At 65.8% G+C, this 26662-nt stretch carries 37 protein-coding genes; 11 read left to right on the forward strand and 26 right to left on the reverse strand.

All coding sequences use genetic code 11. The features are described 5' to 3' along the window. Positions 1 to 5: 5 nt before the first annotated feature. The 4 genes from ABSY19_RS12420 to ABSY19_RS12435 all read right to left on the reverse strand — a co-directional run bounded on the left by ABSY19_RS12420 (position 6) and on the right by ABSY19_RS12435 (position 2325). Positions 6 to 476 carry a F0F1 ATP synthase subunit B gene (locus ABSY19_RS12420; protein ID WP_382163119.1) on the reverse strand — a complete coding sequence of 157 codons (471 nt, stop codon included), beginning with the start codon at positions 474 to 476 and terminating at the stop codon, positions 6 to 8. 125 nt (positions 477 to 601) lie between these two features. Beyond that, positions 602 to 847, reverse strand: coding sequence for a F0F1 ATP synthase subunit C (atpE, locus tag ABSY19_RS12425; RefSeq protein ID WP_009519254.1), 246 nt, complete (start codon positions 845 to 847; stop codon positions 602 to 604). Between the two features lie 76 nt (positions 848 to 923). Continuing rightward, on the reverse strand, positions 924 to 1790 hold the full coding sequence (atpB, locus tag ABSY19_RS12430; protein ID WP_291114489.1) for a F0F1 ATP synthase subunit A: 867 nt from the start codon (positions 1788 to 1790) through the stop codon (positions 924 to 926). 28 nt (positions 1791 to 1818) lie between these two features. Then, entirely contained in the window at positions 1819 to 2325 is a 507-nt protein-coding gene (locus ABSY19_RS12435; RefSeq protein ID WP_382163121.1) for an ATP synthase subunit I, read from the reverse strand. 150 nt (positions 2326 to 2475) lie between these two features. On the opposite strand from ABSY19_RS12435, the gene ABSY19_RS12440 reads away from it, so the two are divergent. The 6 genes from ABSY19_RS12440 to ABSY19_RS12465 all read left to right on the forward strand — a co-directional run bounded on the left by ABSY19_RS12440 (position 2476) and on the right by ABSY19_RS12465 (position 7154). Beyond that, the gene (locus ABSY19_RS12440) at positions 2476 to 3360 is read left to right on the forward strand and encodes a D-amino acid aminotransferase (protein ID WP_382163123.1); all 885 of its coding nucleotides are present in this window, start codon (positions 2476 to 2478) and stop codon (positions 3358 to 3360) included. Positions 3361 to 3379: 19 nt separating this feature from the next. Further along, a complete protein-coding gene (locus tag ABSY19_RS12445) occupies positions 3380 to 3664 on the forward strand; it encodes a DUF493 family protein (RefSeq protein WP_382163125.1) in 285 nt (94 codons plus the stop codon). Continuing rightward, positions 3661 to 4353 carry a lipoyl(octanoyl) transferase LipB gene (gene lipB / locus ABSY19_RS12450; RefSeq protein WP_382163127.1) on the forward strand — a complete coding sequence of 231 codons (693 nt, stop codon included), beginning with the start codon at positions 3661 to 3663 and terminating at the stop codon, positions 4351 to 4353. Before ABSY19_RS12445 ends, lipB begins: the two co-directional genes overlap by 4 nt. Positions 4354 to 4381: 28 nt before the next feature. Further along, positions 4382 to 5398 carry a lipoyl synthase gene (gene lipA, locus ABSY19_RS12455; RefSeq protein ID WP_382163129.1) on the forward strand — a complete coding sequence of 339 codons (1017 nt, stop codon included), beginning with the start codon at positions 4382 to 4384 and terminating at the stop codon, positions 5396 to 5398. 1 nt (position 5399) lies between these two features. Next, positions 5400 to 6098 carry an AraC family transcriptional regulator gene (locus tag ABSY19_RS12460; RefSeq protein ID WP_382163131.1) on the forward strand — a complete coding sequence of 233 codons (699 nt, stop codon included), beginning with the start codon at positions 5400 to 5402 and terminating at the stop codon, positions 6096 to 6098. A gap of 102 nt (positions 6099 to 6200) precedes the next feature. Further along, entirely contained in the window at positions 6201 to 7154 is a 954-nt protein-coding gene (locus tag ABSY19_RS12465) for a DMT family transporter (protein ID WP_382163133.1), read from the forward strand. Here ABSY19_RS12465 and ptsP read toward each other — a convergent pair. Genes ptsP through ABSY19_RS12490 form a run of 5 tightly spaced genes read right to left on the reverse strand, consistent with a single transcriptional unit; the run spans position 7151 to position 11460 of the window. Next, a complete protein-coding gene (gene ptsP / locus ABSY19_RS12470) occupies positions 7151 to 8905 on the reverse strand; it encodes a phosphoenolpyruvate--protein phosphotransferase (protein ID WP_382163135.1) in 1755 nt (584 codons plus the stop codon). The genes ABSY19_RS12465 and ptsP overlap by 4 nt on opposite strands. Next, positions 8902 to 9171 carry an HPr family phosphocarrier protein gene (locus ABSY19_RS12475; RefSeq protein WP_297398850.1) on the reverse strand — a complete coding sequence of 90 codons (270 nt, stop codon included), beginning with the start codon at positions 9169 to 9171 and terminating at the stop codon, positions 8902 to 8904. Before ABSY19_RS12475 ends, ptsP begins: the two co-directional genes overlap by 4 nt. Then, on the reverse strand, positions 9140 to 9586 hold the full coding sequence (locus tag ABSY19_RS12480) for a PTS sugar transporter subunit IIA (protein ID WP_382163137.1): 447 nt from the start codon (positions 9584 to 9586) through the stop codon (positions 9140 to 9142). Before ABSY19_RS12480 ends, ABSY19_RS12475 begins: the two co-directional genes overlap by 32 nt. Positions 9587 to 9595: 9 nt before the next feature. Continuing rightward, positions 9596 to 10897 (reverse strand): MFS transporter, encoded by a 1302-nt coding sequence (locus tag ABSY19_RS12485; RefSeq protein WP_382163139.1) that lies wholly within the window; start codon positions 10895 to 10897, stop codon positions 9596 to 9598. After that, the gene (locus ABSY19_RS12490) at positions 10894 to 11460 is read right to left on the reverse strand and encodes a hypothetical protein (protein ID WP_382163140.1); all 567 of its coding nucleotides are present in this window, start codon (positions 11458 to 11460) and stop codon (positions 10894 to 10896) included. The genes ABSY19_RS12485 and ABSY19_RS12490 overlap by 4 nt, the downstream gene beginning before the upstream one ends. A gap of 67 nt (positions 11461 to 11527) precedes the next feature. On the opposite strand from ABSY19_RS12490, the gene ABSY19_RS12495 reads away from it, so the two are divergent. Then, positions 11528 to 12793 (forward strand): CaiB/BaiF CoA transferase family protein, encoded by a 1266-nt coding sequence (locus tag ABSY19_RS12495; RefSeq protein WP_382163142.1) that lies wholly within the window; start codon positions 11528 to 11530, stop codon positions 12791 to 12793. A gap of 28 nt (positions 12794 to 12821) precedes the next feature. Continuing rightward, positions 12822 to 13253: a thioredoxin fold domain-containing protein gene (locus ABSY19_RS12500; protein ID WP_382163144.1), complete on the forward strand. Its 432-nt coding sequence runs from the start codon at positions 12822 to 12824 to the stop codon at positions 13251 to 13253. A 28-nt stretch (positions 13254 to 13281) separates the two neighbouring features. Here ABSY19_RS12500 and ABSY19_RS12505 read toward each other — a convergent pair whose 3' ends face one another. Then, the gene (locus ABSY19_RS12505; protein ID WP_382163146.1) at positions 13282 to 13986 is read right to left on the reverse strand and encodes a DUF4197 domain-containing protein; all 705 of its coding nucleotides are present in this window, start codon (positions 13984 to 13986) and stop codon (positions 13282 to 13284) included. A gap of 77 nt (positions 13987 to 14063) precedes the next feature. On the opposite strand from ABSY19_RS12505, the gene ABSY19_RS12510 reads away from it, so the two are divergent. After that, positions 14064 to 14591, forward strand: coding sequence for a TlpA family protein disulfide reductase (locus ABSY19_RS12510; RefSeq protein WP_382163147.1), 528 nt, complete (start codon positions 14064 to 14066; stop codon positions 14589 to 14591). A 71-nt stretch (positions 14592 to 14662) separates the two neighbouring features. Here the strand turns inward: ABSY19_RS12510 and ABSY19_RS12515 are convergent, their stop codons facing one another. Beyond that, on the reverse strand, positions 14663 to 15112 hold the full coding sequence (locus ABSY19_RS12515) for a c-type cytochrome (protein ID WP_382163149.1): 450 nt from the start codon (positions 15110 to 15112) through the stop codon (positions 14663 to 14665). 149 nt (positions 15113 to 15261) lie between these two features. On the opposite strand from ABSY19_RS12515, the gene ABSY19_RS12520 reads away from it, so the two are divergent. After that, a complete protein-coding gene (locus ABSY19_RS12520) occupies positions 15262 to 15930 on the forward strand; it encodes a cytochrome b/b6 domain-containing protein (protein WP_382163151.1) in 669 nt (222 codons plus the stop codon). Positions 15931 to 16007: 77 nt separating this feature from the next. Next, a complete protein-coding gene (locus tag ABSY19_RS12525) occupies positions 16008 to 16505 on the forward strand; it encodes a GNAT family N-acetyltransferase (protein ID WP_291114544.1) in 498 nt (165 codons plus the stop codon). Positions 16506 to 16571: 66 nt separating this feature from the next. Here the strand turns inward: ABSY19_RS12525 and ABSY19_RS12530 are convergent, their stop codons facing one another. From ABSY19_RS12530 to rpsG, 15 genes are all read right to left on the reverse strand, one after another. Next, positions 16572 to 17084, reverse strand: coding sequence for a peroxiredoxin (locus tag ABSY19_RS12530; RefSeq protein ID WP_291114547.1), 513 nt, complete (start codon positions 17082 to 17084; stop codon positions 16572 to 16574). A gap of 128 nt (positions 17085 to 17212) precedes the next feature. After that, positions 17213 to 17482, reverse strand: a complete 270-nt coding sequence (gene rpsQ / locus ABSY19_RS12535) for a 30S ribosomal protein S17 (protein WP_291114550.1) — start codon at positions 17480 to 17482, stop codon at positions 17213 to 17215. A gap of 9 nt (positions 17483 to 17491) precedes the next feature. Then, positions 17492 to 17698 (reverse strand): 50S ribosomal protein L29, encoded by a 207-nt coding sequence (gene rpmC, locus ABSY19_RS12540; RefSeq protein WP_291114553.1) that lies wholly within the window; start codon positions 17696 to 17698, stop codon positions 17492 to 17494. 16 nt (positions 17699 to 17714) lie between these two features. Further along, positions 17715 to 18131 (reverse strand): 50S ribosomal protein L16, encoded by a 417-nt coding sequence (gene rplP / locus ABSY19_RS12545; RefSeq protein WP_066089098.1) that lies wholly within the window; start codon positions 18129 to 18131, stop codon positions 17715 to 17717. Positions 18132 to 18133: 2 nt separating this feature from the next. Next, positions 18134 to 19009 (reverse strand): 30S ribosomal protein S3, encoded by an 876-nt coding sequence (gene rpsC / locus ABSY19_RS12550; protein WP_291114559.1) that lies wholly within the window; start codon positions 19007 to 19009, stop codon positions 18134 to 18136. A 15-nt stretch (positions 19010 to 19024) separates the two neighbouring features. Further along, complete coding sequence (rplV, locus tag ABSY19_RS12555) at positions 19025 to 19354, reverse strand: 50S ribosomal protein L22 (protein ID WP_137918325.1); 330 nt, start codon at positions 19352 to 19354, stop codon at positions 19025 to 19027. 9 nt (positions 19355 to 19363) lie between these two features. Continuing rightward, positions 19364 to 19639 (reverse strand): 30S ribosomal protein S19, encoded by a 276-nt coding sequence (gene rpsS / locus ABSY19_RS12560; protein WP_204735724.1) that lies wholly within the window; start codon positions 19637 to 19639, stop codon positions 19364 to 19366. Between the two features lie 12 nt (positions 19640 to 19651). Then, positions 19652 to 20476 carry a 50S ribosomal protein L2 gene (gene rplB, locus ABSY19_RS12565; RefSeq protein WP_291114567.1) on the reverse strand — a complete coding sequence of 275 codons (825 nt, stop codon included), beginning with the start codon at positions 20474 to 20476 and terminating at the stop codon, positions 19652 to 19654. Positions 20477 to 20478: 2 nt separating this feature from the next. Continuing rightward, positions 20479 to 20793 (reverse strand): 50S ribosomal protein L23, encoded by a 315-nt coding sequence (rplW, locus tag ABSY19_RS12570; RefSeq protein WP_068174618.1) that lies wholly within the window; start codon positions 20791 to 20793, stop codon positions 20479 to 20481. Next, positions 20790 to 21410 (reverse strand): 50S ribosomal protein L4, encoded by a 621-nt coding sequence (rplD, locus tag ABSY19_RS12575; RefSeq protein ID WP_291114572.1) that lies wholly within the window; start codon positions 21408 to 21410, stop codon positions 20790 to 20792. The genes rplW and rplD overlap by 4 nt, the downstream gene beginning before the upstream one ends. Continuing rightward, positions 21410 to 22084, reverse strand: a complete 675-nt coding sequence (gene rplC, locus ABSY19_RS12580; RefSeq protein ID WP_137918338.1) for a 50S ribosomal protein L3 — start codon at positions 22082 to 22084, stop codon at positions 21410 to 21412. The genes rplD and rplC overlap by 1 nt, the downstream gene beginning before the upstream one ends. A 199-nt stretch (positions 22085 to 22283) precedes the next feature. Beyond that, complete coding sequence (rpsJ, locus tag ABSY19_RS12585) at positions 22284 to 22598, reverse strand: 30S ribosomal protein S10 (RefSeq protein ID WP_056266806.1); 315 nt, start codon at positions 22596 to 22598, stop codon at positions 22284 to 22286. Positions 22599 to 22607: 9 nt separating this feature from the next. Beyond that, positions 22608 to 23798 (reverse strand): elongation factor Tu, encoded by a 1191-nt coding sequence (tuf, locus tag ABSY19_RS12590; RefSeq protein ID WP_382162668.1) that lies wholly within the window; start codon positions 23796 to 23798, stop codon positions 22608 to 22610. 150 nt (positions 23799 to 23948) lie between these two features. Further along, on the reverse strand, positions 23949 to 26051 hold the full coding sequence (fusA, locus tag ABSY19_RS12595) for an elongation factor G (protein ID WP_291116159.1): 2103 nt from the start codon (positions 26049 to 26051) through the stop codon (positions 23949 to 23951). 91 nt (positions 26052 to 26142) lie between these two features. Next, a complete protein-coding gene (gene rpsG / locus ABSY19_RS12600; protein WP_137918320.1) occupies positions 26143 to 26613 on the reverse strand; it encodes a 30S ribosomal protein S7 in 471 nt (156 codons plus the stop codon). Between the last annotated feature and the right edge of the window lie 49 nt (positions 26614 to 26662).

The following is a 26662-nucleotide window of genomic DNA, read 5'->3' on the forward strand; positions in this document are numbered from 1 at the left end:
TCGGATCAGAGCTCGGTCTTCAGGCGGCCCAGCAATTCGGCGTGAACGCCGGCATTGATTTCGCGCTTGAGGATCTGCTCGGCACCCTTGACGGCCAAGGCAGCCACCTGCTCGCGCAGGGCTTCGCGGGCCTTGACGACCTGCTGATCGGCGTCCTGGCGGGCGGCCGCCACGATCTTCGAAGCCTCTTCGGTGGCACGGGCCTTGGCTTCTTCGATCACGGTCTGGGCACGTCGCTCGGCATCGGCCAGACGGGTGGCGGATTCGTTGCGCGATTTGCTCAACTCTTCTTCCACCCGCTTGTTGGCCACGGCCAGTTCGGTCTTGGCTTTTTCGGAAGCGGCCAGGCCTTCGGAAATCTTCAACGCACGCTCATCGAGCGCCTTGGCGATGGGTGGCCACACGAATTTCATCGTGAACCACACCAGAATCGCGAAGACGATGGCCTGCGCAAAGAGGGTTGCATTGATGTTCATCGCAACGCCTTTCTGTGTGTTGACAAGAGGGGTGACGCACCGACTGCCGACACGGGTGGCGGATGGTGGCGACGGGATGGAAGGCCGTCACCGCAACACCAGCCCGCGCGGGGCAGCGAGCCGAATTACAGCGTGAACGGGTTCGCGAAAGCGAACAGCAGGGCGATGGCCACGCCGATCAGGAAGGCAGCGTCGATCAGACCGGCCAGAATGAACATCTTGGTCTGCAGGTCGTTCATCAGCTCGGGCTGACGGGCCGACGATTCGAGGAATTTGCCGCCCATCAGCGCGATGCCGATGGATGCGCCGATGGCGCCCAGACCGACGATGAGACCGCAAGCCAGTGCGACAAGACCCAGAACGTTTTCCATGATGACTCCTATGAAGTGGAAGTTTGTTGAGAAAGGAAAGAAACGAGAGAAACCGAATGCGACCTAGAGAGCCGCGTCAGTGCGCGTCATGCGCCTGCCCCAGATAGATCAGGGCCAGCATCATGAAGATGAACGCTTGCAAGGTGATGACCAGAATGTGGAACAAGGTCCACACCGTGCCAGCGATCAGGTGACCGATGAAGAAGAGCGAGCCGCCCAGCGACAGGGTGGCGTAGGCGCCCAGCAGGGCGATCAGCATGAACACCAGCTCGCCGGCGAACATGTTGCCGAACAGCCGCATGCCGTGCGAGACCGTCTTGGCGACGAACTCGATCATCTGCATCAGGAAGTTGACGATGCCCAGCAGCAGGGCCCAGACCGGGTTCTTGCTGGTGCCGAAAGGCGCGCTCACGAGTTCGTGCGCCCAGCCGCCCAGCCCCTTGATCTTGATGTTGTAGAACAGGCACATCAGCAGCACCGACACCGACAGACCCAGGGTGGTCGACAGGTCGGCGGTGGGCACGACGCGCAGGTAGTCCTTGAAGCCCATGGCCGGGCCGGCGCTGTGCCAGATCTGGGGAATCAGGTCCACCGGGATCATGTCCATGAAGTTCATCATGAAGATCCAGACGAACACCGTCAACGCCAGGGGGGCGACGAGCTTGCGGCTCTGGGCGTTGTGGATGACGGATTTGGCCTGCGAATCGACCATTTCCACCAGCATCTCGACGGCGGCCTGGAAGCGGCCCGGCACGCCGGCCGTGGCCACGCGGGCGGCACGCCAGAGCACGAACACCGTGAGCAGACCCAGCAGCGCGCTCACCACGACGGAGTCGAGGTTGATCACCGAGAAATCCACGATGGATTCCTGCTTGTGGTTCGTCAGGTGGACGAGGTGATGGCGGATGTATTCGCCCGGGGTCAAAGTGCCTTCAGCAGCCATGTTCGTATGTGTCCGATGAGCCGGAGAGTCAACTGTTTGCTTTTGATCGCCCGGCCTGGATGAACCATCCAAACCAGTAAACCTTGAGAACCAACACAAGCCCGACCAGAAGGCCAAGCCAATTCAACGGAGAGACCACCCAGGGGGCTGCGGCCAACATGACCACCGCCAACAGGATCTTGACGCCCTCCCACAGCAGGAAGCCGGCAAATGCCGCGTTGGCGTGCGCCGCCCACACACGGGACATTGCACTGGAGGTCAACCCGTAGGCCATGAGAGCCGAAGGAATTGCCACCGCCGCCGCGCCATACAGAACCGACCACGCCACCGAGGACGACTGCCACAGCAGTCCACCCACGATGCTCGCCGCCAGCCCCACCAGCCACTGCACCATCACCAGCCGCCAGAGCGAGAGCACTGGCTGGCCAACCCGCCACCGCTGCGCTTCTTCGCGCGTCAATGGCTTGAAATCGGATTCCTGCTCCCCATCTTCCTGGTCTGTCCAACCGGGCGGGATCGAATGGCCTTGCGTCATGTTCGACCTCGCGCGTGACAAACAGACGACAAAGCGCCTGGGTTGCAAAGCCGCTCATTATACGTAGAAACCCCAGCCCTCCGTCAATATTCGGCGGACGGGATAACCGTGCCCGCCACGCGCCCCGAGGGCGCGGCCGATAATCCGGCCATGACCGACCTGCCCGACTCCCTGTGCTTCCTGGATGGGGACTACGGTCCGCTGCGGGAGGCCCGCGTGAGTGTGCTCGACCGTGGTTTCATCTTTGGCGACGGCATCTACGAGGTGCTCCCCGCCTATGGCGGCCGCGTGTTCCGCTTCGCCGAGCACATGGCGCGCCTGGAGCGCTCGCTGCGCGAACTGCGCATTCCCAACCCGTTTTCGCCCGACGAATGGCTGGGCATCGCGCGGCGCCTGATCGCCGACCAGCAGACCCGCGGCGTGCACGACCAGCTCGTCTATATACAGATCACCCGGGGCGTGGCCCCGCGCGACCACGTGATGCCACCCGGCCTCCAACCCACGGTGTTCGCGATGGCCAACCCGATGAAGCTGGCCACCCCGGAGCAACGCGCCCACGGCGTGGCCTGCGTCACCGCCGACGACTTCCGCTGGCGCAAGGCCCACATCAAGGCCACCAGCCTGCTGGGCTCGGTGATGGCGCGCCAGATCGCCGCCGATGCGGGCGCGGTGGAGGTCGTGATGTTCCGCGACGGCTTTCTGAGCGAAGGCGCGTCCAGCAACGTGTGGGTGGTCAAGGATGGCGTGGTCATGGGACCGCCCAAGGACAACCTCGTGCTCGAGGGCATCCGCTTCGGGCTCATCGAGGAACTCTGCCGGCAGCAAGGCCTCCGGCACGAGCTTCGCCGCGTCACGCGCGCGGAGGTGCTGTCGGCCGACGAACTGCTGCTGTCTTCGGCCACCAAGGAAGTGCTGCCCATCACCACGCTGGACGGCGCGCCGGTGGGGCATGGCGCCCAGCGCGGCCAGCCTGGCCCCGTGTGCGCGAGCCTCTATGCGGGCTACCAGCGCGCGGTGGCCGCTCAATCGATCTGAAGAACTGGAAAATGGACCGATGGAACTCCCGCCCGACATCCCCCCCGAACAATCTCTCATCACCTACCCGAGCGACTTCCCCATCAAGGTGATGGGCGCCAACGTGGAAGGTTTTGCCACCGCCATGACGCATGTGGCGCGCGCCTTCGACCCCGGCTTCGACGAGAGCACGATCGAACAGCGCCCGAGCAAGGCCGGCAACTACCTGGGCCTCACGCTCACGGTGCACGTGACCAGCCGCGAGCAGCTCGACGAGCTCTACCGCACGCTGACCACACACCCGATGGTCAAAGTCGTGCTGTGATCATTCGCACACTGGGCCGGGTGGATCACGCGCCCACCTACGAGGCGATGCGGGCCTTCACCGCGGCGCGCACGGCCGACACGCCCGACGAACTCTGGATCTGCGAGCACGCGCCCGTCTTCACCCAGGGCCTGGCGGGTCGCGAAGACCACCTGCTGGCCCCGGGCGACATCCCGGTGGTGTCGACCAACCGCGGCGGCCAGGTGACCTACCACGGGCCGGGCCAGGTGGTGGCCTACCCGCTGGTCGACCTGCAGCGCGCGGGCTACTTCGTCAAGGAATATGTCTACCGCGTGGAAGAGGCGGTGATCCGCACCCTGGCCACCTTCGGCGTGACCGGCCACCGCGTGGCCGGCGCGCCCGGCATCTACGTGCGGCTGGACGACCCCGGCAGCCACGCCCTGCTGCCGCAGCGGCCGCAGAAACGGAACCCGGGCGAGCCCCTGCCCCCACCCGACTTCACCGGCCTGGGCAAGATCGCCGCGCTGGGCATCAAGGTCAGCCGCCACTGCACCTACCACGGCGTGGCGCTCAATGTGGCGATGGATCTTCAACCCTTCGATCGCATCAACCCCTGCGGCTACGCGGGCCTGCCCACGGTCGACCTTTCTACAATCGGGGTCGCGGCTTCCTGGGACGACGCCGCGGCGGTGCTGAGCCAGAAGCTCGTCGCCACCCTGAGCCCCTGACCCCAACCGCGCCACCCGCGCCCATGCCATGACCCGCCTCGACACCCCTACGGCCCCCGCCAGCAGCACCGTCCGCGACGCCCAGCCCGCTGCCAGCTACGATGCCACGGCCAAGCAGAAAAGCCGGGCCAAGACCTCGCGCATCCCGATCAAGATCGTGCCGGCCGAGGTGCTGAAAAAGCCCGAGTGGATTCGCGTCAAGGCCGGCAGCCCGACCACCCGCTTCTACGAGATCAAGGACATCCTGCGCACCAACAAGCTGGTGACGGTGTGCGAGGAAGCGAGCTGCCCGAACATCGGCGAGTGCTTCGGCAAGGGCACTGCCACCTTCATGATCATGGGCGACAAGTGCACGCGCCGCTGCCCGTTCTGCGACGTGGGCCACGGCCGCCCCGATCCGCTGGACGTGAACGAGCCCGACAACCTGGCCAAGACGATCGCGCAGCTGAACCTGAAGTACGTGGTGATCACCAGCGTGGACCGTGACGACCTGCGCGACGGCGGTGCCGGCCACTTCGTCGCCTGCATCGAGAAGACCCGCGCCCTCTCGCCCCAGACGCAGATCGAGGTGCTGGTGCCCGACTTCCGGGGCCGCGACGACCGCGCGCTCGACATCCTCAAGGCCGCGCCGCCCGATGTGATGAACCACAACCTCGAGACCGTGCCGCGCCTGTACAAGGAGGCACGCCCGGGCTCGGACTACCAGTTCAGCCTGAACCTGCTCAAGAAGTTCAAGGCGCTGTTCCCGCACGTGCCGACCAAGAGCGGCCTCATGGTCGGCCTGGGCGAGACCGACGAGGAAATCCTCGAGGTGATGCGCGACATGCGCGCGCACCACATCGACATGCTGACCATCGGCCAGTACCTCGCCCCCAGCGGCCACCACCTGCCGGTGCGCCGCTACGTGCACCCCGACACCTTCAAGATGTTCGAGGCCAAGGCCTACGAAATGGGCTTCACGCATGCCGCCGTGGGCGCCATGGTGCGCAGCTCGTACCACGCCGACCAGCAGGCCCATGGCGTGCTCAATCCCGAAGTGAAGTGACATGCCCGCCGCGCACGACCACCTGAGCGTGCGCGACTACGGCGCCTCGCACGGCAGCCACGACCACGAGCATTTCCAGATCCTGGTGGGCCTGGAAGGTGTGCTCGAACTGGAGGTGGCGGGACGCGGGCAACGCATCGCCGCCGGCGACGGCTGCGTGGTGTCGCCGGGCGAGCACCACGATTTCGAAGGACGGGACGCTACGCGCTGCCTGGTGCTGGACTCGCACGACCCCGCCTGGGCCCGGGCCGTCGCGGCGCCGCCCCCCGGGGTGCAGGCCCTGGCGCATTACCTGGCCGCCGCCGTGTCGGCGGGCCTGCCACGCGCCCGCCAGGCCGGCGCCGGCCTGCTGCTCGAAGCCTGGTTGCAACACGGCCCCGCCACCGCCCTGCCCCTGGAACGGCCTCGCCGCCCCATCGACTGGGCCGCGCTGAACCAGTGGCTGCAAGCGCGCTGGCAAACCCCGCTGACCGTGGCCGACCTGGCCTCGCAGGTGCACCTGAGCCCATCGCAGTTCACCGCGCGCTGCCAGGCCGAGCAGGGCGACAGCCCCATGCAGTGGCTGCGCCGACAGCGCCTGGCCCAGGCCCGCGCCTGGCGCGCCAATGGGCTGAGCGTGGCCGACACGGCGCGGCGCATCGGTTACCGCTCGCCCTCGGCCCTGACGGCCGCCCTGCGCCGCGAGCCGCCACGCGGCTGAGCGCCACTCAAGACCCGCGAAACGCGACGACACATCGGCGGATCGCGACGAAGGCCCGGGCTAAGCTCCGGGCATGAGCCTCTCCTTCCTGCCCGGCCACCGATGAGCCGGCCCAACCACTCCCTGGCACTGGGCATCGGCTTTGGCGCCGCCGCCGGTGCCGCCTGGGGCTTCGTGTTCCTGGCCCCCGAACTCGCGCGCGACTTCTCGCCCTTGCAACTCTCGGCCGCCCGCTACCTGGCCTATGGCCTGGTGGCGCTGGCCCTGATCGCGCCGCGCTGGCGCGCCGTGGCGCCCCGGTTGGGCCGACCGGAGTGGTGGGCCCTGCTGCGCCTGAGCCTGCTGGGCAACATCCTGTACTACGTGCTGTTGGCGTCCGCCGTTCAGCTCGGTGGCATGGCCATGACTTCGCTGGTCATCGGTTTCCTGCCGGTGGCGGTCACGCTCATCGGCAGCCGGGGCCACGGGGCCGTGCCGCTGCGCCGGCTCGCGCTCACCCTGGCGCTGGGCATCGCGGGCATCGCCTGCGTGGCCTGGCAGGCGTTGGGCGTGCCGTCCGAGGCGCCGGTGGCCGACCGCCTCACAGGTTTTCTCTGCGCCCTCGGTGCGCTGGCGGCCTGGACCGCCTACGCCGTGAGCAACAGCCGCTGGCTGGTGCGCCTGGACCATGTGTCCTCGCACGACTGGAGCCTGCTCACCGGCCTGGTGACGGGTGGGCTGGCCCTGCTGCTGGCGGTGCCAGCCTTCATGGGCAGCCGCCTGAGCGACCACACCGGCGCGCAATGGGGAAGCTTCATCGGCGTGGCCGCCGGCATGGCGATCCTGGCCTCGATCCTCGGCAACGCGTTCTGGAACCGGGCCAGCCGCCTGCTGCCGCTGACCATGATCGGGCAGATGATCCTGTTCGAGACCCTGTTCGCCCTGCTCTACGGCTTCCTGTGGGAGGCGCGCTGGCCCACCGCGCTGGAGGCCCTGGCCATGGTGCTGGTGAGCGCCAGCGTGCTGGCGGGCATCTCGGCGCACCAGCCGCAGCCGGCGCCGGAGCACGGCAACTAGTCGGTCATCAGGGCTGCGGGGTCTTCCGCGGCGAGCACGCTCTGCGCCCAGGTCTGCAGGCGCGTGGTGTCGCAGCGCAGGATCTGCTGCTTGACCGCCAGGATCTGCGAGGGGTGCATGGAAAAGCTGCGCAGCCCCAGGCCCAGCAGCAACCGCGTGAGGCTCACGTCGCCCGCCATCTCACCACACACGCTCACGCCCTTGCCCTTGGCCCGGCATTGCTCGATGGTGCTGGCCAGCAGGTGCAGCACCGCCGGGTGCACCGGGTCGTAGAGGTGCGACACCGCTTCGTCCGCGCGGTCGATCGCCAGCGTGTACTGGATCAGGTCGTTGGTGCCGACGGACAGGAAATCGAAGTAGCGCAGGAACAGCGGAATAGTCAGGGCCGCGGCCGGCACCTCGATCATCGCGCCGAGCTTGACGTGGCCATGGGCGATGCCGGCGTTGTCCAGCTGTTCGCGGGCGCGGTTGACCAGCGCCAGGGTCTGGCGGATCTCGCTGGCGTGCGCCAGCATGGGAATGAGCAGGTGCACCGGGCCGTGCGCGGCGGCACGCAGGATGGCGCGCAGCTGCACCAGGAACATGGCCGGCTCGGCCAGGCTCCAGCGGATCGCACGCAAACCCAGCGCCGGGTTGAGGTGGTCCTCGCCCGCGCGCGAGGCGCCCCGGTCCAGCGGCTTGTCCGCACCCACGTCGACGGTGCGGATGGTGACGGGCAGGCCCTGCATGCCCTCGACCGCGCGCCGGTAGGCGTGGTACTGCTCTTCCTCGTCGGGCAGTTTGCCGGCCCGCCCCATGAACAGGAACTCGCTGCGAAACAGGCCCACGCCCACGGCGCCGGCCTTGAGCGCCGCCACGGCGTCCTCGGGCTGTTCGATGTTGGCCAACAGTTCGATCTTCTGGCCATCGAGCGTGACGGCCGGCGTGTTCTTCAGGCGCGAAAGGCGCTCGCGCTCGACCTCGCCCTGGCGTTGCTTGAAGCCGTACTCGGCCAGCAGGATGGGCGAGGGATCGACCAGCACCACGCCGGCATCCCCATCGATGATGACCCAGTCGTCCTGCTGGATCAGCTGGCTGGACGAGCGCGCGCCCACCACCGCCGGGATGTCCATGCTGCGCGCGACGATGGCGGTGTGGCTGGTCTTGCCGCCCACGTCGGTGACGAAGCCGGCGAAGACGCTCTGCTTGAACTGCAGCATGTCGGCGGGCGACAGGTCGTGCGCAATCAGCACCAGCGGCGCCTCGATGCTGCTGTCGTGCACCGCCTTGGCTTCGCCACCCGGCGCCACCGGCGAAGCCACGCCGCGCATGAAGCGCAGCATGCGCTCGACCACCTGCTCCAGGTCGGCCTTGCGCTCGCGCAGGTACGGGTCTTCCATTTCGTCGAACTGGCGCGCGATCACCTCGAGCTGGGTGGTCAGCGCCCATTCGGCGTTGTAGTGGCGGTCCACGATCCAGTGCTTCACGCCGCTGGTGAGCTGCTCGTCCTGCAGCAGCATCAGGTGCACGTCGAGCAGCGCGGTGAGTTCGGGGTGCGCGTCATTGGGACCGAGGTCGTGCAGGCTGTGCTGCACCTTCACGATCTCCTCGGCCACCGCGTTGCGCGCGTGGCGCAGGCGTTCGATCTCGCTCTCGACCTGCTCGGCCTGCACGAAGTAGTGCGCCACGTCCACGCGGCTGGACGCCACGATCACGGCCCGCCCGATGGCAATGCCCCGGGAGACCGCCAGACCGTGGATGGAGATGGTCATTCGCCCTCGCCAAACTTGTCGTTGACCAGAGCGACGAGCGCGTCCATGGCGGGTTGCTCGTCCTTGCCGTCGGTCTCGATCTCGACCACGCTGCCGATGCCGGCGGCCAGCATCATGACGCCCATGATGCTCTTGGCGTTGACGCGCCGTTCGCCGCGCGACATCCACACATCGCAGGCGAAGCCGCCGGCGAGTTTGGTGAGTTTGGCCGAGGCGCGCGCGTGCAGCCCGAGCTTATTGCTGATGGTCACGGTGGTCTTGATCATGCGTGGCTCGTTTGGCCTGGTTCTGAGGCGCGGTCACCGCCACCTGGATGACACCTTGCGTGGCGCCGATCATGGCGCGCGAGATCAGCGCATCCAGCGATTCATGGCGGTACGACACGGTGCGCAACAGCATGGGCAGGTTCACGCCGGTGATGAGTTTGGAGTTGATGCCGTCGATGAGTTTCTGCGCCACGTTGCAGGGTGTGGCGCCGAACACGTCGGTCACGACCAGCGTCTGCGGCAGGTGCATCTGGCGCATCAGCGCGCGGGCCTGCGCCAGCGACTCCTCGGGCGGCACGTTGGGTTGCACATCCAGCGCCGACACCGCGTCAGCGCTGTCGGGGAACACATGCAGCACGCACTGGCGCAGTGCGGAGGCCAGCGGCGCGTGCGCCATGATGAGGATGCCGTTCATGGCCCCAGTTTAGCCCGCGCGGCCGGCCGCGCGGCGCAGGTGGGCGCGCAGGAACACGGCGTAGGCGAGAACGCCACAGACGCCAAAGAGGGTGATGGCGCCCCGGTAGCGGGCGACCTCGTTGTCCACGAACAGCCCCAGGGCGTCGATCAGCAGCCCGATGCCCCACTGCACCACGAACACGCCACCGAAGATGACCAGGTTGTAGCCCGAGAGCGCCCGCCCGGCGGCCTCGGCCGGCAGGGCCAGGGCCACGGCGGGCTGGGACAGCGAGCCGACCGTGCAGCTCACGCAATACAGGGCCCAGAGCGGCCAACCGGCGCGCTCGCCCAGCAGCACGATGGCGCCCAGCACGACGAAACTCAGCGGCAGGCCCCAGGCGATCAGGCGCTCGGGCAGCCAGCCCTGGCGCGCCAGCCGCGGGTTGAACACCCCCCAGAGCCAGAAGGTGCACAGCATGCAGAGGTTGATGCCGAACAGGCCGCCGGCCGCCTGCTCCGGCGTGTAGCCCGCGACCTTCACCATCCAGGGCCCGGCCCACAGCGTCTGCACGGCGATCATGCCGCCGTAGTTGACGAAGCCGATCGGCACCATCTGGCGGAAATAGGGATGGCGCCAGACCATGCCGTAACCTGGCTCGGAAACCGGCGCGGCGGCCTCCGCCGGCTCGGTCCGCCGCCAGCGCGGCACCGTCCAGACGATGCCCACCATCGACACCAGGATCAACCCGCCCAGCAGCCAGAACAGGCCGCGCCAGCCGGTCAGCGGCATCAGCCACTGCACCGGCAAGGTGGCGGCCACCATGCCGAACGAGCCGGTCATGAGCATCCAGGAATTGGCCCGCATCTGCGCCAGGGGCGTGAGCCAGCGCCGGTAACCCGTGAGCGGCGCCATCAGGCAGGCGCTCACGCCCATGCCGATGAGCACGCGCGCGGCCAGCAGCCAGGTGAAGCTGGTGGCCAGCGCAAACGCGGCACAGCCTGCAACCGCCACCCCCAGGAACCACAGGATCACGGTGCGCGGGCCATGGCGGTCCAGCCAGTTGCCCAGCGGCAGTTGCGTGAGCGCGAAGCCGAAGAAATAGCCTCCGGCCAGCAGGCCGAGATCGCCTGCATTGAGCGACATCTCGGCGCTCAGGGTCGGCGAGAGGGTGGCCGTGATGGCGCGCAACAGCGCCGACAGGAAATACGCGAGCGCGAAGGTCAGGAAGACGATGACCACGGTGCGCGGCGCGAGCAACTCGCTTTGCGGGGGGCGCGGCGCCACCGCGCCGTCGAGGCGCACGGGACCGGGTCGAACAGTCGGGTTCATGGCAGCTTGAGTCCGTCAAAAAAGGCGGTGGTCACGTCGTCGCGCAGCGCGGGGCCGTAGACCGCCGCCTGGTACACCTGCGTGCCGCGAGCGAAATGCACCGCGCGCACCTGCACCGGTTGGCCTTGGTGGTCGGTGCCTTGCGCCGCCAGGCCCAGGGCCTGGGTGGCGCCGGGCACGGCCGCCGGCCAGCGTGTCGCGGGGTCGTCGGCTCGCGCCGGGTCGACGCGCACGGCCCCCAGCGAGGCGCGGCGCCAGCCGTTCAGCGCGGCGGGCACGCGGGCGGCGTCACCCAGCTCGGCCCAGGCCAAGGCGAAGGTCAGGCCACCCGTGTCGCAGCTGTGCATGTGCAACTCGGCCGGCGCACCGCCATCGAGCGGCACCGGCCGCGCGGCGGACTCGGGCTTGCAGGGCATGAGCGCCAGCAAAGTCGTGCCCTCGGGGCGCAATTCGCGCCAGTTGAAGGTGGGGTTGCACGCACTGCAGACCAGCCCGGCGGACAGCGCGAGCCCCAGCGGGCGCAGGCGGCGGCGCGGCGCACCGCCGGGAACGGGGACAGACATGGAATTCCAGCCAGAGAGGCCACCGCCGGGACACCGCAGCGAAGGCGGGGTCGCGCACAATGGCAACATGAATGCTCTGGATGGTATCCGCATACTTGATCTCTCGCGCGTGCTCGCCGGCCCCTGGTGCACGCAGACGCTGGCCGATCTGGGCGCCGATGTGGTGAAGGTGGAGCGCCCTCCGGGCGCGGGCCATCCCGGCGGCGACGACACCCGCGGCTGGGGCCCGCCCTTTCTGCAGGGACGCGATGGCCAGGACACCGCCGAGGCGGCCTACTACCTGGGTGCGAACCGCAACAAGCGCTCCATCACCTGCGACATCGCCACGCCCGAGGGCCAGGCCCTGATCCGCGAGCTGGCGGCCAAGGCCGATGTGTTCGTCGAAAACTACAAGGTTGGCGACATGGCGCGCTACGGCCTGGACTACGCCGCACTGCGCGCGATCAACCCCCGGCTCGTCTACTGCTCGATCACCGGCTTCGGCCAGACCGGCCCCTACAAGGACCGCGCGGGCTACGACTTCGCCATCCAGGCCATGGGCGGCCTCATGAGCGTGACCGGCGAGCGCGATGCGTTGCCCGGCGGCGGCCCGCAGAAGGTGGGCGTGGCGGTGACCGACCTGTTCACCGGCCTGTACGCGACCATCGCCATCCAGGCCGCGCTGCGCCACGCTGAGCGCACCGGCGAAGGCCAGCACATCGACATGGCGCTGCTCGACACCCAGGTCGCCATGCTCGCCAACCTGGGCGCCAACTACCTGGTGCGCGGCCGGGACGAAGGCAAGGTGCCGGGCCGGGCGGGCAATGCCCACGCCAACATCGTGCCGTACCAGGCCTTCGAGGTCGCGCCGGATGCGCAAGGCCAGGCGCAATACATCATCCTGGCCGTGGGCAACGATGGCCAGTTCGCCAAGTTCTGCGCGGTGGCCGGACGGCCCGGGCTCGCCACCGACCCGCGCTTCGCGCAGAACCAGAACCGCGTGCGCCACCGCGAGGTGCTGGTGCCCCTGCTGGCCGACCTGCTCAAGACGCGCGGCAAAGCCGACTGGCTGGCCGCGCTGGAAGCCGCCAAGGTGCCCTGCGGCCCGATCAACAACCTCGCCGAGGTGTTCGCCGACGAGCACGTGCGCTCGCGCGACATGGTGCACACCTGGTCGCACCCCCTGGCCGATGCGGTCGACCTCGTCGCCAGCCCGCTCAAGCTCAGCGCCACGCCGGTGCGCAACGACCTGCCGCCACCGCTGTTGGGCCAGCACACGGCCGAGGTGCTGGATGACTGGCTGGCCTGCCCGCCCGAGCGCCTGGCCGAACTTCAACGCCGCGGCGCGGTCTGAACCACGACGCCCCAACTTCGTGACACCCATGAGCGACATCGCCACGCCCCCACCCGCCACCGCCGCGCAGGCCTTGCCCACCCCCACCTCGCTGCGCGGCGCCGCGCAAGCCGCTGCCGCCCGCGGCGAGCCTCTGGTGGTGATGACCACGCTGACCGGCTGCCCCTATTGCGCCATCGTGCGCAACCACTACCTGCTGCCCATGCGGCGCGAGGGCAAGGTCCACGCGGTGCAGATCGACGTGATGGACCGCACCGGCAACCTGCAGGGTTTTGATGGGCAACTGAGCACGCCGGCCGAACTGGCCCGGGCGTGGAAGGCCCGCTTCACGCCGACGGTGCTGTTCTTCGGCCCGGACGGGCGGGAACTCGCCGAGCGCCTGGTCGGCATTGCGGTGCCCGACTTCTACGGTGAGTACCTGGAGGCCCGCCTGGCCGAGGCCAGGCAGAAGCTCAAGTAATTTCGGGCAAGTATTTGCAAGGAGGCGCTCACTTCAAGGCGCCAAAGACCTTTTTCAGGATGGCGCTGCCGGTGCCCACCGGGTCCTGGCGGATCTTGCGCTCTTCCTCGCCAATGATGGTGTAGAGCCCGTCGAGCGATTTGCCAGTGACGTAGCGCTGGATATTGGCGTCTTCCGACTTGACCAGCCCGATGCCCGCGGCCTTGCCAGCCACCTTGTTGTACTGGTTGGCCAGACCCACCTTCTCGGTGGCCTTGGTCACGATGGGCAGGAACTTCTCGCCCAGCGGGCTGCGCGTTTTTTCAGCAAAGAACTGCGTCACGGCGTTGTCGCCCCCGCCCAGGATGTTCTTGGCGTCGGTCACGTTCATGGACTTCACCGCCCCCACCAACACATCGCGCCCCATCGGCACGGCCGCCTCGGCAGCCCGATTCATGCTGGTGACCAGTTCGTCGACCCGTTTGCCCTGGCCGGTCATCTTGAGCAGCTTGGACGCATCCTCGAGAAATCCGGGCAAGGGAATCCGAACTTTTGGGTTGCCCAGGAATCCATCCGTCTTGCCCAGCAAGGCCACCGCGGCCAGCGCGCCCTTTTCCAGGGCTACCTTGATGCCCTGGCTGGCGTCGCCTTCGGTGAGATCGCCCAAGGACAAGGCCCTGGCCTGCTGATGGGCAGCGAGGACCAGAAGGCCGATCATCGCGGTGGTGGACTGGGTAAACTGGCGGCGCTGCATGGCGGTTCCTCCGGGAAGCAAGCTGTTCAATGAATGAATGACGTGGGGCAATGTAGCCCCCGGGAAGTGAAAAGACAATGACCGATCTCAGCCCCCGCGGCCAGCACCGTCGGCGCACCCTTCAAGCGGCTGCCGCGCTGGGTGCCCTCGGCGCCCTGGGCTTGGCGGGTTGCGCGGGCCGCGACGCGGCGCCCGAATCCACCTTCGTGCTGCTCGATGGCAGCAAGGCCACCACCGCCGACCTCAAGGGCAAGGTCACGCTGGTGAATTTCTGGGCCACGACCTGCGTCACCTGTGTGAAGGAAATGCCCTCCATCGTCGCCACGTACCAGAAGTACCAGGGACAGGGCTTCGAGACTGTGGCCGTGGCCATGGAGTACGACCCGCCGGCCTGGGTGCTCAACTTCGCGCAGTCGCGCCAGCTGCCCTTCAAGGTCGCGCTGGACAACACCGGCGACATCGCCAAGCAATGGGGCGACGTCAAGCTCACGCCCACCACCTACCTGGTGGACAAACAGGGCCGCATCGTCAAACGCTATGTGGGGGAACCTGATTTTCCCGCGCTGCACAAGCTGATCGAAGAGCTGCTGGCCCAACAGGCCTGAACCTTCGCGGGCGAGCTTCCATGAAAAAGGCCGGGATCGTTCCCGGCCTTTTTGTTTGGAGGCGATCCGTCTTATTTGCGGAACGCGTCGTGGCAGGCCTTGCAGGTCTGGGCCGTGGCGCCGAACGCGGTCTTCACGCTGTCGAGGTTGCCCGTTTTCGCGGCGGCCGCCAGCTGGGCGGTGGCGCTCTGGAGCTTCTCCGAGTTCTCCTTGAACTTGGCCTGTTCGGTCCAGATCACGGGCAAGGCGCCGGTGTCGCCCTTGTCGGTGCCCGGCACGAAGCCTTCCCACGGCAGCTTGCTCATGGTCTCCACGATCGCGGCGCTCTCGGCGGCCACCTTGGCATCGAAGGGCGCGCGGCCGTTGGCCATCGCACCGATGCGGCTGAAGTGGTTGGCCATCACGGTCAGGGCGCCCTTGCGGTACTTCACCGCGTCTTCGGGCTTCTGGAATTGCGCGAAGGCGGGTGCCGACAGGGTGCCGAAGGCCAGGGCCAAGGCGAGGGGAGCGATTATTTTCATGAAAACTCCTGAGGAGGTTGTGGGGCGTTGCGGCGTGGCTCCGGGAGCCACCCGCTCAGGAGTGTAGGGAGTTGGCCAAAGTTCCACTGGAACGTTTTCCGATATACCTTCTCTATTCCTCGATTCCGAATCCAACCTCCACGATCACCATGCACACCATCCGCGTCTGGGACCTGCCCACCCGTCTGTTCCACTGGCTGCTCGCGGCCTGCGTCATCGGGCTGATCGTCACCGGCAGCATCGGCGGCAACTGGATGAACTGGCACCTTCGCCTAGGCTACGCGGTGTTGACCCTGCTGCTGTTCCGCCTGATCTGGGGCTTCATCGGCGGCCACTGGTCGCGCTTCACCCGCTTCATCTATGCACCCTCGTCGCTGATGGCCTACCTCCGGGGACGGGGCCGACCCGAGCACTCGGTGGGCCACAGCCCGCTGGGGGCCCTCTCGGTCTTCGCGTTCCTCTTGATCCTCGCTGCCCAAGTGGGCACCGGTCTCATGAGCGACGACGAGATCGCCTTCTTCGGCCCCCTGGTGCGCTTCGTCTCGGGCGAAACGGTGTCGCTGGCGACCGGTTACCACAAGGAGGTCGGCAAGCTCATCGTCCTCGTGCTCGTGGGCCTGCACCTGCTGGCCATCGCCTACTACAAGTGGGTGAAGAAGCAAGGCCTCGTGCGGCCCATGGTGGTGGGCGACAAGCAGGTGCCGGTCCCCGTGCCCAGCACCCGCGACACGGCGGGCACGCGCCTGCTCGCCCTGGTGGTGCTGGGCCTGTGCGCCGCGGCGGTGGGCTGGTTGGTCAGCCTGGGCAACGCCTTCTAGGGCGGCGGTCGGCCCATGCTGTCGTATAGTGGCAGCCACGCCACCCACCGGGCTTCGCGCCCGCCCTCCCCACCGCCATGACCGACACCGGAACCGCCGTGATCTCGCTGAGACCGGCCCAGTTTCCCGACGATCTGCAGACCGTTCGCCAGCTCTTCCTGGAATACCAGGCAGGACTGGGCATCGACCTGTGCTTCCAGGGCTTCGACGCCGAGCTCGCCGAACTGCCCGGCGCTTACGCCCCACCGGCGGGCACGCTGTTGCTGGCCTGCGTGGACGGTGAACCCGCTGGCTGCTGTGCCATGCGCCCGCTCTACAACACCGACCACCTCAACGCCTGCGAGATGAAGCGCCTGTTCGTGCGCCCGGCCTTTCGCGGCTTCGGCCTGGGCCGCCTGCTGGTGGAGCGCGTGCTGTCGGACGGCCAGCTGTCGGGCTACACCACCATGCTGCTCGACACCCTGAGCGACATGGAAACGGCGCGCGCGCTGTACCAGGAGATGGGTTTTGTCGAGGTGGCGCCGTATTACCACAACCCCATTCCGGGTGCGCATTACCTCAAGGTCGATCTCTAGCCGGACAAGCGCCCACAAAAAAGCCGCCAGGTGGCGACACCGGCGGCTTTTTTCATGGGTGGTGGATCAGGCGCCGGCTTTGGCCTGGGCCAGCAGGGTGTCGGCGTCGCTCACCTCGAACTTGCCGGGGCCTTCCACGTTCAGCGACTGCACCACGCCGTCCTTGACCAGCATCGAGTAACGGTTGCTGCGCAAGCCCATGCCGCGGCCCGTCAGGTCCAGGGTCAGGCCCGTGGCCTTGGCGAAATCGGCGCTGCCGTCGGCCAGCATGCGCACCTTGTCACCCGTCTTCTGATCGCGCGCCCAGGCGCCCATCACGAAAGCGTCGTTCACGCTCAGGCACCAGATCTCGTCCACGCCCGCGGCTTTGAAGTCAGCGGCGTGCTGGACAAAGCCCGGCACGTGCTTGGCGGAACAGGTCGGCGTGAACGCACCGGGCAGCGCGAACACGGCGATCGTCTTGCCCGCCGACGCCTTCTGCACGTCCACCGGGTTCGGGCCGATGCTGCAGCCATTGCCTTCGACTTCGCTGTATTCCATCAGCGTGGCCGCCGGAATCTTGTCACCCACTTTGATCATGTCGTGCTCCTCGTTGTGTGGCCCGCAGGCCGTGGCTGGAAGGCCCGTTCATGTCGGGCCGGAAAAAGAAAAAGCGACCGGATTGTCGGTCGCTTTTTCGATCTGCGCTGCAAGCAACGCAATGGGGCTCAGACCAGCGCGGCCTTTTGCACCAGGCGCGTGGCGACCCAGTTCTTGGTCTTGGACAGCGGACGGCTCTCGGTGATCTCGATCACGTCGCCCATCTTGTACTCGCTCTTTTCGTCGTGAGCGTGGTACTTGCTGGATTTCGCCACGATCTTGTCGTAGAGCTCGTGCTTCACACGGCGCTCCACCAACACCGTCACGGTCTTGGAACGCTTGTCGCTGACCACCTTGCCAACCAAGGTGCGCTTGAGGGATGTTTTAGCTTCCGTCATGGTCACTCCTTATTTGGCCGCGGCGGCGGCGCGCTGCTTCTCGGCCAGGATGGTCTTGGCGCGAGCGATCGCACGGCGGGTGTCACCCAGCGTGGCGTTGTTGTTGAGTTGTTGCGTGGCTTTTTGCATGCGCAGACCGAAATGGGCCTTTTGCAGTGCCTTCACTTCGGCTTCGAGGCCGGCCACATCCTTTTGGCGCAGTTCAGCAGTTTTCATCTTGTGTTCTCCTGAATCACTGACCCAACATGCGCGTCACGAACGTGGTGCGCAACGGAAGCTTGGCGGCCGCCAGCGTGAATGCCTCGCGGGCCAGCTGTTCGGGCACGCCCACGATTTCGTAGAGCACCTTGCCAGGCTGGATCTCGGCCACGTAGTACTCCACCGAACCCTTGCCGTTGCCCATACGGACTTCGGCAGGCTTCTGGGAGATCGGCTTGTCCGGGAACACGCGGATCCAGATGCGGCCGCCACGCTTCACGTGACGGGAGATCGCACGGCGTGCGGCCTCGATCTGGCGAGCCGTCAGGCGACCGCGGTCGGTCGACTTCAGGCCGAAGTCGCCGAACGCGACGGTGGCGCCACTGGTGGCGACGCCGGTATTGCGGCCTTTTTGTTCTTTACGGAACTTGCGGCGAGCAGGTTGCAACATGTTTATTCTCCTTTGCCGTCCGCAGCTGCAGATGCGGGCGCGGCGTCTTTGCGAACGCGCTTAACGGCGGGTTTGGTTTCGGTGCCGGTGGCTTCGGCAGGCTTGTCGCTGCCGTCGGCCGGAGCGGCATTGGCGCCAGGGCGGCGAACTGCGGCGCGGGCAGGAGGACCTGCCGGACGCTCGCGGCGCGGACCACGCGGACGACGCTCTTCTTCCACACGCGGCTCGGCCACCACGGGCGCATCGTTGCGACCCAGGGTGTCGCCCTTGTAGACCCAGACCTTGACACCGATGATGCCGTAGGTGGTCTTGGCTTCGGACGTGCCGTAGTCGATGTCGGCGCGCAGGGTGTGAAGCGGCACGCGACCTTCGCGGTACCACTCGCAACGAGCGATTTCAATGCCGTTGAGACGACCCGACGACATGATCTTGATGCCCTGTGCGCCCAGGCGCATGGCGTTCTGCATCGCGCGCTTCATGGCGCGGCGGAACATGATGCGCTTTTCGAGCTGCTGCGTGATGCTGTCGGCGATCAGCTTGGCATCGATTTCGGGCTTGCGCACTTCTTCGATGTTGACCGCAACCGGCACGCCCAGCTTGGCGGCCAGTTCCTTCTTCAGCTTCTCGATGTCCTCACCCTTCTTGCCAATCACCACGCCCGGACGCGCCGAGTAGATGGTGATGCGGGCGTTCTTGGCGGGGCGCTCGATCACGACGCGTGAAACGGCGGCGTTCTTCAGCTTGCCCTTGAGGTACTCGCGCACCTTGATGTCTTCAGCCAGCATGCCGGCGAAGTCACGGTTGCTCGCGTACCAGCGGCTGGCCCAGTTGCGGGAAACTGCGAGGCGGAACCCGGTGGGGTTGATTTTCTGTCCCATATTCCTGTGACCTCTTCAGTTGCCAACCGTCACGTAGATGTGACACGTGGGTTTGCTGATGCGGTTGCCGCGGCCTTTGGCGCGGGCCGAGAAGCGCTTGAGCGTGGTGCCTTGCTCGACGTAGATGGTCTTGACCTTCAGTTCGTCGATGTCGGCGCCGTCGTTGTGTTCCGCGTTGGCGATGGCGGACTCAAGAGCCTTCTTGACGATGCCAGCGGCCTTCTTCTGCGTGAACGCCAGGATGTTGAGGGCCTGGTCGACCTTCTTGCCACGAATCAGGTCGGCAACCAGTCGGCCTTTGTCGACCGAGAGGCGAACGCCTCGAACGATTGAACGGGTTTCCATGGTTAGTCCTTACTTCTTCGCTTTTTTGTCGGCCGGGTGGCCCTTGAACGTGCGCGTCAGCGAAAACTCGCCGAGCTTGTGTCCCACCATCTGATCGGTGATGTACACGGGCACGTGCTGCTTGCCGTTGTGCACGGCGATGGTCAGGCCGATGAAATCGGGCAGGATCATCGAGCGGCGCGACCAGGTCTTGACGGGCTTTTTGTCCTTGGTGGCTTGGGCTTTTTCAACCTTGGCCAACAGGTGATGGTCGACAAACGGACCTTTTTTGAGTGAGCGAGTCATGTTGTCAACCCTTTACTTCTTGCGACGCGAGACGATCATCGACTGCGTGCGGCGGTTGTTGCGGGTGCGATAGCCCTTGGTCAGGTTGCCCCACGGATCCACCGGAGCGCGGCCTTCGCCGGTCTTGCCTTCACCACCACCGTGCGGGTGGTCGATCGGGTTCATCGCGGTACCGCGAACGGTCGGGCGGATGCCCATGTGACGCTTCACACCGGCCTTGCCCAACTGGCGCAGGCTGTGTTCCTGGTTGGACACTTCGCCGATGGTGGCGCGGCAATCCACGTGGACCTTGCGCACTTCACCCGAGCGCATGCGCACCTGGGCGTAGATGCCTTCGCGGGCCAGCAGCACAGCCGAGGCGCCGGCGGAACGGGCGATTTGCGCGCCCTTGCCGACCTGCAGCTCGATGCAGTGGATGGTCGAACCGACCGGGATGTTGCGGATCGGCAGCGTGTTGCCCACGCGGATCGGCGACTCCGAGCCGGACAGCAGGGTTGCGCCCACTTCAACGCCACGCGGGGCGATGATGTAGCGGCGCTCGCCGTCGGCGTAGCACAGCAGCGCGATGTGCGCCGTGCGGTTCGGGTCGTACTCGATGCGCTCGACCTTGGCCGGGATGCCGTCCTTGTTGCGACGGAAATCGACCACACGGTAGTGGTGCTTGTGACCACCGCCCTTGTGGCGGGTGGTGATGTGACCGTTGTTGTTGCGGCCGGCCTTCTGGAATTGGGGCTCCAGCAGGGGCGCAAAACCCGCACCCTTGTGCAGTTGGTCACGCGTGACCTTCACCATGCCGCGACGGCCTGGCGAAGTCGGTTTCATCTTGATGACTGCCATGATTAAACGCCCTCTCCGCCGAAGTTCAGCTCTTGACCCGGCATCAGCGTCACATAGGCCTTGCGAACGTGGTCGCGACGACCGACGGTCTTGCCAAAGCGCTTGGACTTGCCCTTCTGGTTGAGCACGGAAACGCCCTTGACCTGGACCTTGAACATCAGTTCAACGGCCGCCTTGATCTCGGGCTTGGAGGCATCACGCAACACCTTGAACATCACGGCGTTGGTTTGCTCGGCAACCTGGGTGGCCTTCTCGGACACGATCGGTGCCACGAGGACCTGCATCAGGCGACCTTCGTCGTATTTCGTGACGCTCATGCGAACATCTCCTTGAGCTGGTCGATCGCCGCCTTGGTGACGATGACCTTCTTGTAATGCACCAGCGACAGCGGATCGGCGTAACGCGGCTCGACCACCAGCACGTTGGGCAGGTTGCGCGAAGCCAGGTACAGGTTCTCGTCGACTTCCTCGGCGATCACCAGCACCGATTGCAGGTTCATGGCTTTGAATTTGTCGGCCAGCTGCTTGGTCTTGGGCGAGTCCACTTTCAGGGAATCGACCACGGCCAGACGGCCTTCACGCACGAGCTGCGAGAAGATGGACGCCATGCCGGCGCGGTACATCTTCTTGTTGAGCTTCTGGGTGAAGTTTTCGTCAGGGCTGTTCGGGAAAATGCGACCGCCCCCGCGCCACAGCGGCGAAGACGTCATACCGGCGCGTGCGCGGCCGGTGCCCTTCTGCTTGAACGGCTTCTTGGTCGAGTGCTTGACCATCTGGCGGTCTTTTTGTGCACGCGTACCTTGACGGGCGTTCGCCTGATAAGCCACCACGAGCTGGTGGATCAGGGCTTCGTTGTAGTCGCGACCAAACACGGTCTCGGGCACATCCACGTTGGACGAGGCTTGACCCTGGTCGTTCAGGAGTTCAACTTGCATCAGTTTGCTCCCTTGCCGGATTTGGCCTTGATGGCGGGACGCACGGTCACGAAACCGCCGTTGGAGCCGGGAACGGCGCCGCGGATCATGAGCAGTTGACGGGTTTCGTCCACGCGCACGATGTCGAGGTTCTGGATGGTCTTGGTCACATCGCCCATGTGCCCGGTCATCTTCTTGCCGGGGAACACGCGACCCGGATCCTGGGCCATGGAGATGGAGCCCGGCACGTTGTGCGAACGGCTGTTGCCGTGCGAGGCGCGCTGCGAGCTGAAGTTGTGGCGCTTGATGGTGCCGGCGAAGCCTTTACCGATCGAGGTGCCTTGCACGTCCACCTTCTGACCCGCCGCGAAGATCGCGTTGGGGGCCACCACGGCACCGGGCTGGTACTGGGCAGCGACGTCGGAGGCGACGCGGAATTCCTGGATGATTTCACCCGCTTCGACACCGGCCTTGGCCAGGTGGCCCGCTTCGGGCTTGGTCACGCGGGAGGCACGGCGGGCACCAAAGGTGACCTGCAGCGCATCGTAGCCGTCATGGGCCAGGGTTTTGACCTGCGTCACACGGTTGTTCGACACATCGACCACCGTGACAGGCACTGCGTCCCCGTCATCGGTGAACAGACGCATCATGCCCACCTTGCGACCCAACAACCCGAGGGAGTTGCTAAGACTCATTGTTTTCTCCGTTCCCGACTTCAATTGGCCGGGGCTGATGGTGCGGAACCGAGGCTCCGCGCTAAGGGCCGATGATTCAGGATCAAACGGCACCACGAAATCTCCGGCCAGAAGCCGGAAAGCCCGCCAGTATAACCGGCGGGCTTTTTCTCCGCAAGCACCGCCGGGCGACTGGCCCGACGGTGCCCAAGCGAGAAACTTACTGCAGCTTGATTTCGACGTCCACGCCAGCCGGCAGGTCGAGCTTCATCAGGGCGTCGACCGTCTTGTCGGTCGGGTCCACGATGTCCATCAGACGCTGGTGGGTGCGGATTTCGAGCTGGTCGCGGCTGGTCTTGTTGACGTGCGGCGAGCGCAGGATGTCGAAGCGCTTCATGCGGGTCGGCAGGGGCACGGGACCCTTGACGATCGCGCCGGTGCGCTTGGCGGTGTCAACGATCTCGGCGGCCGAGCTGTCGATCAGCTTGTAGTCGAAAGCCTTGAGGCGGATGCGGATTTTTTGTTTGGTGGACATACCCGCTCCTTACGCGATGATTTTTGCGACGACGCCGGCGCCGACGGTGCGGCCGCCTTCGCGGATGGCAAAGCGCAGGCCTTCTTCCATGGCGATCGGGGCGATCAGCTTGACCGTGATCGACACGTTGTCACCCGGCATCACCATTTCCTTGCCTTCGGGCAGCTCGATCGAGCCGGTCACGTCGGTCGTGCGGAAGTAGAACTGCGGACGGTAGTTGTTGAAGAACGGCGTGTGACGGCCACCTTCGTCCTTGGACAGCACGTACACCTCACCCGTGAAGTGCGTGTGCGGCTTGATCGAGCCGGGCTTGCACAGCACCTGGCCGCGCTGCACGTCTTCGCGCTTGGTGCCGCGCAGCAGGATACCCACGTTGTCGCCCGCCTGGCCCTGGTCCAGCAGCTTGCGGAACATCTCCACGCCCGTGCAGGTCGTCTTCTGCGTGGCGGAGATGCCCACGATCTCGATTTCTTCGCCGACCTTGATGATGCCGCGCTCGATACGGCCCGTCACCACGGTGCCGCGGCCCGAGATGGAGAACACGTCTTCCACCGGCATCAGGAAGGCACCGTCCACCGCGCGCTCGGGCGTGGGGATGTAGGTGTCCAGCGCGTCAGCCAGCTTCATGATGGCTTCTTCGCCCAGCTTGCCCTTGTCGCCTTCCAGGGCGAGCTTGGCCGAGCCGTGGATGATGGGGGTGGCGTCGCCCGGGAAGTCGTACTTGTCCAGCAGCTCGCGCACTTCCATCTCGACCAGCTCGAGCAGCTCGGCGTCGTCGACCATGTCGCACTTGTTCAGGAACACGATGATGTAAGGCACGCCCACCTGGCGCGCCAGCAGGATGTGCTCGCGGGTCTGGGGCATCGGACCGTCAGCGGCCGAGCACACCAGAATGGCGCCGTCCATCTGGGCGGCACCGGTGATCATGTTCTTGACGTAGTCGGCGTGGCCGGGGCAGTCCACGTGGGCGTAGTGGCGGTTGGCCGTTTCGTATTCCACGTGCGCGGTGTTGATCGTGATGCCGCGCGCCTTCTCTTCCGGTGCCGCATCGATCTGGTCGTAGGCCTTGGCCGCGCCGCCGAACTTGGCCGCCAGCACCGTCGTGATCGCCGCCGTCAGCGTCGTCTTGCCATGGTCCACGTGACCAATCGTGCCCACGTTCACGTGCGGCTTGGTCCGCTCAAATTTCTCTTTTGCCATTTTCAATTCCTAAAGAACAAACCCGTGTCACGGTTTAAGGTCTGCACCACACTGCTGGATCGCCCCGCACGGGAACAGGGCGGCGCATGGTCGCAGACCGGCTGATCAATTGGGGACAGCGCGCCCGAAAGCGCCCCATCCCCAAGGTATTTACTTCGCGCGTGCAGCCACGATGGCTTCGGACACGTTGCGCGGCGCTTCGGAGTAGTGCTTGAACTCCATCGTGTACGTGGCACGGCCTTGCGACATCGAGCGCAGCGTGGTCGAGTAGCCGAACATTTCGGACAGGGGCACTTCGGCCTTGATGGCCTTGCCGCCGCCCACCATGTCTTCCATGCCCTGCACCATGCCGCGACGGCTGGACAGATCGCCCATCACGTTGCCGGCGTAGTCTTCAGGCGTTTCCACTTCCACGGCCATCATGGGTTCCAGGATGACCGGGCTGGCCTTCTTGCAACCTTCCTTGAAGCCGAAGATGGCGGCCATCTTGAACGCCATTTCGGACGAGTCCACGTCGTGGTACGAACCGAAGTGCAGCGTGACCTTGACGTCCACGACGGGGAAGCCCGCCAGCACACCGGCGTTGAGCGCCTCGATCACGCCCTTTTCCACCGCCGGGATGTACTCGCGCGGCACCACGCCGCCCTTGATGGCGTCCACGAATTCGAAGCCCTTGCCGGCTTCGTTGGGTTCGATCTTGAACACCACGTGGCCGTACTGACCTTTACCGCCCGACTGGCGCACGAACTTGCCTTCGGCTTCGTCCACGCTCTTGCGGATGGTTTCGCGGTAAGCCACCTGGGGCTTGCCGACGTTGGCTTCCACGCCGAACTCGCGCTTCATGCGGTCGACAATGATTTCCAGGTGCAGCTCGCCCATGCCGGAGATGATGGTCTGGCCGGACTCTTCGTCGGTCTTGACGCGGAACGAAGGATCTTCGGAAGCCAGGCGTTGCAGCGCAATGCCCATCTTTTCCTGGTCGGCCTTGGTCTTGGGTTCCACGGCCTGCGCAATCACGGGCTCGGGGAAGACCATGCGCTCGAGCATGATGATGGCGTCCGGATCGCACAGGGTCTCACCCGTGGTCACGTCCTTGAGGCCCACGCAGGCAGCGATGTCGCCGGCGCGGATTTCTTCCACTTCCAGGCGGTTGTTCGCGTGCATCTGCACGATACGACCGATGCGCTCCTTCTTGCCCTTGACCGGGTTGTAGACCGAGTCGCCCTTCTTGAGCACGCCGGAGTACACGCGCACGAACGTGAGCTGGCCCACGTACGGGTCGGTCATCAGCTTGAACGCCAGGGCGGACAGCTTCTCGTCGTCGGACGCCTTGCGCGAGGTGGGTTCCTCGTTGTCATCGGTGCCGCCCACGGGAGGAATGTCCACCGGCGAGGGCAGGAAGTCGATCACGGCGTCGAGCATGCGCTGCACGCCCTTGTTCTTGAACGCGGTGCCGCACAGCATGGGCTGGATTTCGGTGGCCAGCGTGCGCGCGCGAATGCCTTGCTTGATTTCGGCTTCCGTCAGGTTGCCTTCCTCAAGGTACTTGTTCATCAGCTCTTCGCTGGATTCGGCGGCGGCCTCGATCATCTTCTCGCGCCATTCTTCGGCTTGCGCCTGCAGTTCGGCCGGGATGTCCTGGAACTCGAACTTCATGCCTTGGGACGCCTCGTCCCAGATGATCGCCTTCATCTTGATGAGGTCGACCACGCCCTTGAAGTTGTCTTCGGCGCCGATCGGGATCACGATCGGCACAGGGTTGGCCTTCAGGCGCAGACGCATCTGGTCATAGACCTTGAAGAAGTTGGCGCCGGTGCGGTCCATCTTGTTGACGAACGCGAGGCGGGGCACCTTGTACTTGTTGGCCTGACGCCAAACAGTTTCCGACTGCGGCTGCACGCCGCCCACGGCGCAGTACACCATGCAGGCGCCGTCCAGCACGCGCATGGAACGCTCCACCTCGATGGTGAAGTCCACGTGGCCGGGGGTGTCGATGATGTTGAAGCGGTGCTCGGGATAGGACAGGTCCATGCCCTTCCAGAAGCAGGTGGTGGCAGCCGAGGTGATCGTGATGCCACGCTCCTGCTCCTGCTCCATCCAGTCCATGGTGGCGGCGCCATCGTGAACTTCGCCGATCTTGTGGTTCACACCGGTGTAGAACAGGATGCGTTCGGTGGTGGTGGTCTTGCCGGCATCGATGTGCGCGGAAATACCGATGTTGCGATAACGCTCAAGGGGCGTGGTGCGGGACATGGAAATACTCCGAAAAGGGGACGAGCCCGCCCCCCTGATTCAGGGAATGCGGGCTCTCGGTTCTGGATGCTCTGCTGGACGGCAGCCCGGATCAGAAGCGGAAGTGGCTGAAGGCCTTGTTGGCTTCGGCCATGCGGTGCACTTCATCACGCCGCTTCATGGCGCCGCCACGGCCTTCGGTGGCCTCGATCAGCTCGTTGGCCAGGCGCAGGGCCATGGACTTCTCGCTGCGCTTGCGGGCAGCCTCTTTGATCCAGCGCATGGACAGGGCCAGACGACGCACGGGCCGGACTTCGACCGGCACCTGGTAGTTGGCACCGCCCACGCGGCGGGACTTCACTTCCACCATGGGCTTGACGTTGTTGATGGCGACCGAGAAGATTTCGACCGGATCTTTGCCGCTCTTCTTCTCGATCTGCTCCAGCGCACCGTAAATGATGCGCTCGGCGACTGCCTTCTTGCCGCCTTCCATGATCACGTTCATGAACTTGGAGAGCTCGACATTGCCGAACTTGGGATCCGGCAGGATTTCACGTTTAGGGACTTCGCGACGACGTGGCATTTTTTCACCTCATATTGCTTCAGTTGGCACCTTTTCAGGGGCCGCGAGA

This window comes from Hydrogenophaga sp. ANAO-22 (genome assembly GCF_042466645.1).
Lineage (GTDB): Bacteria > Pseudomonadota > Gammaproteobacteria > Burkholderiales > Burkholderiaceae_C > Hydrogenophaga.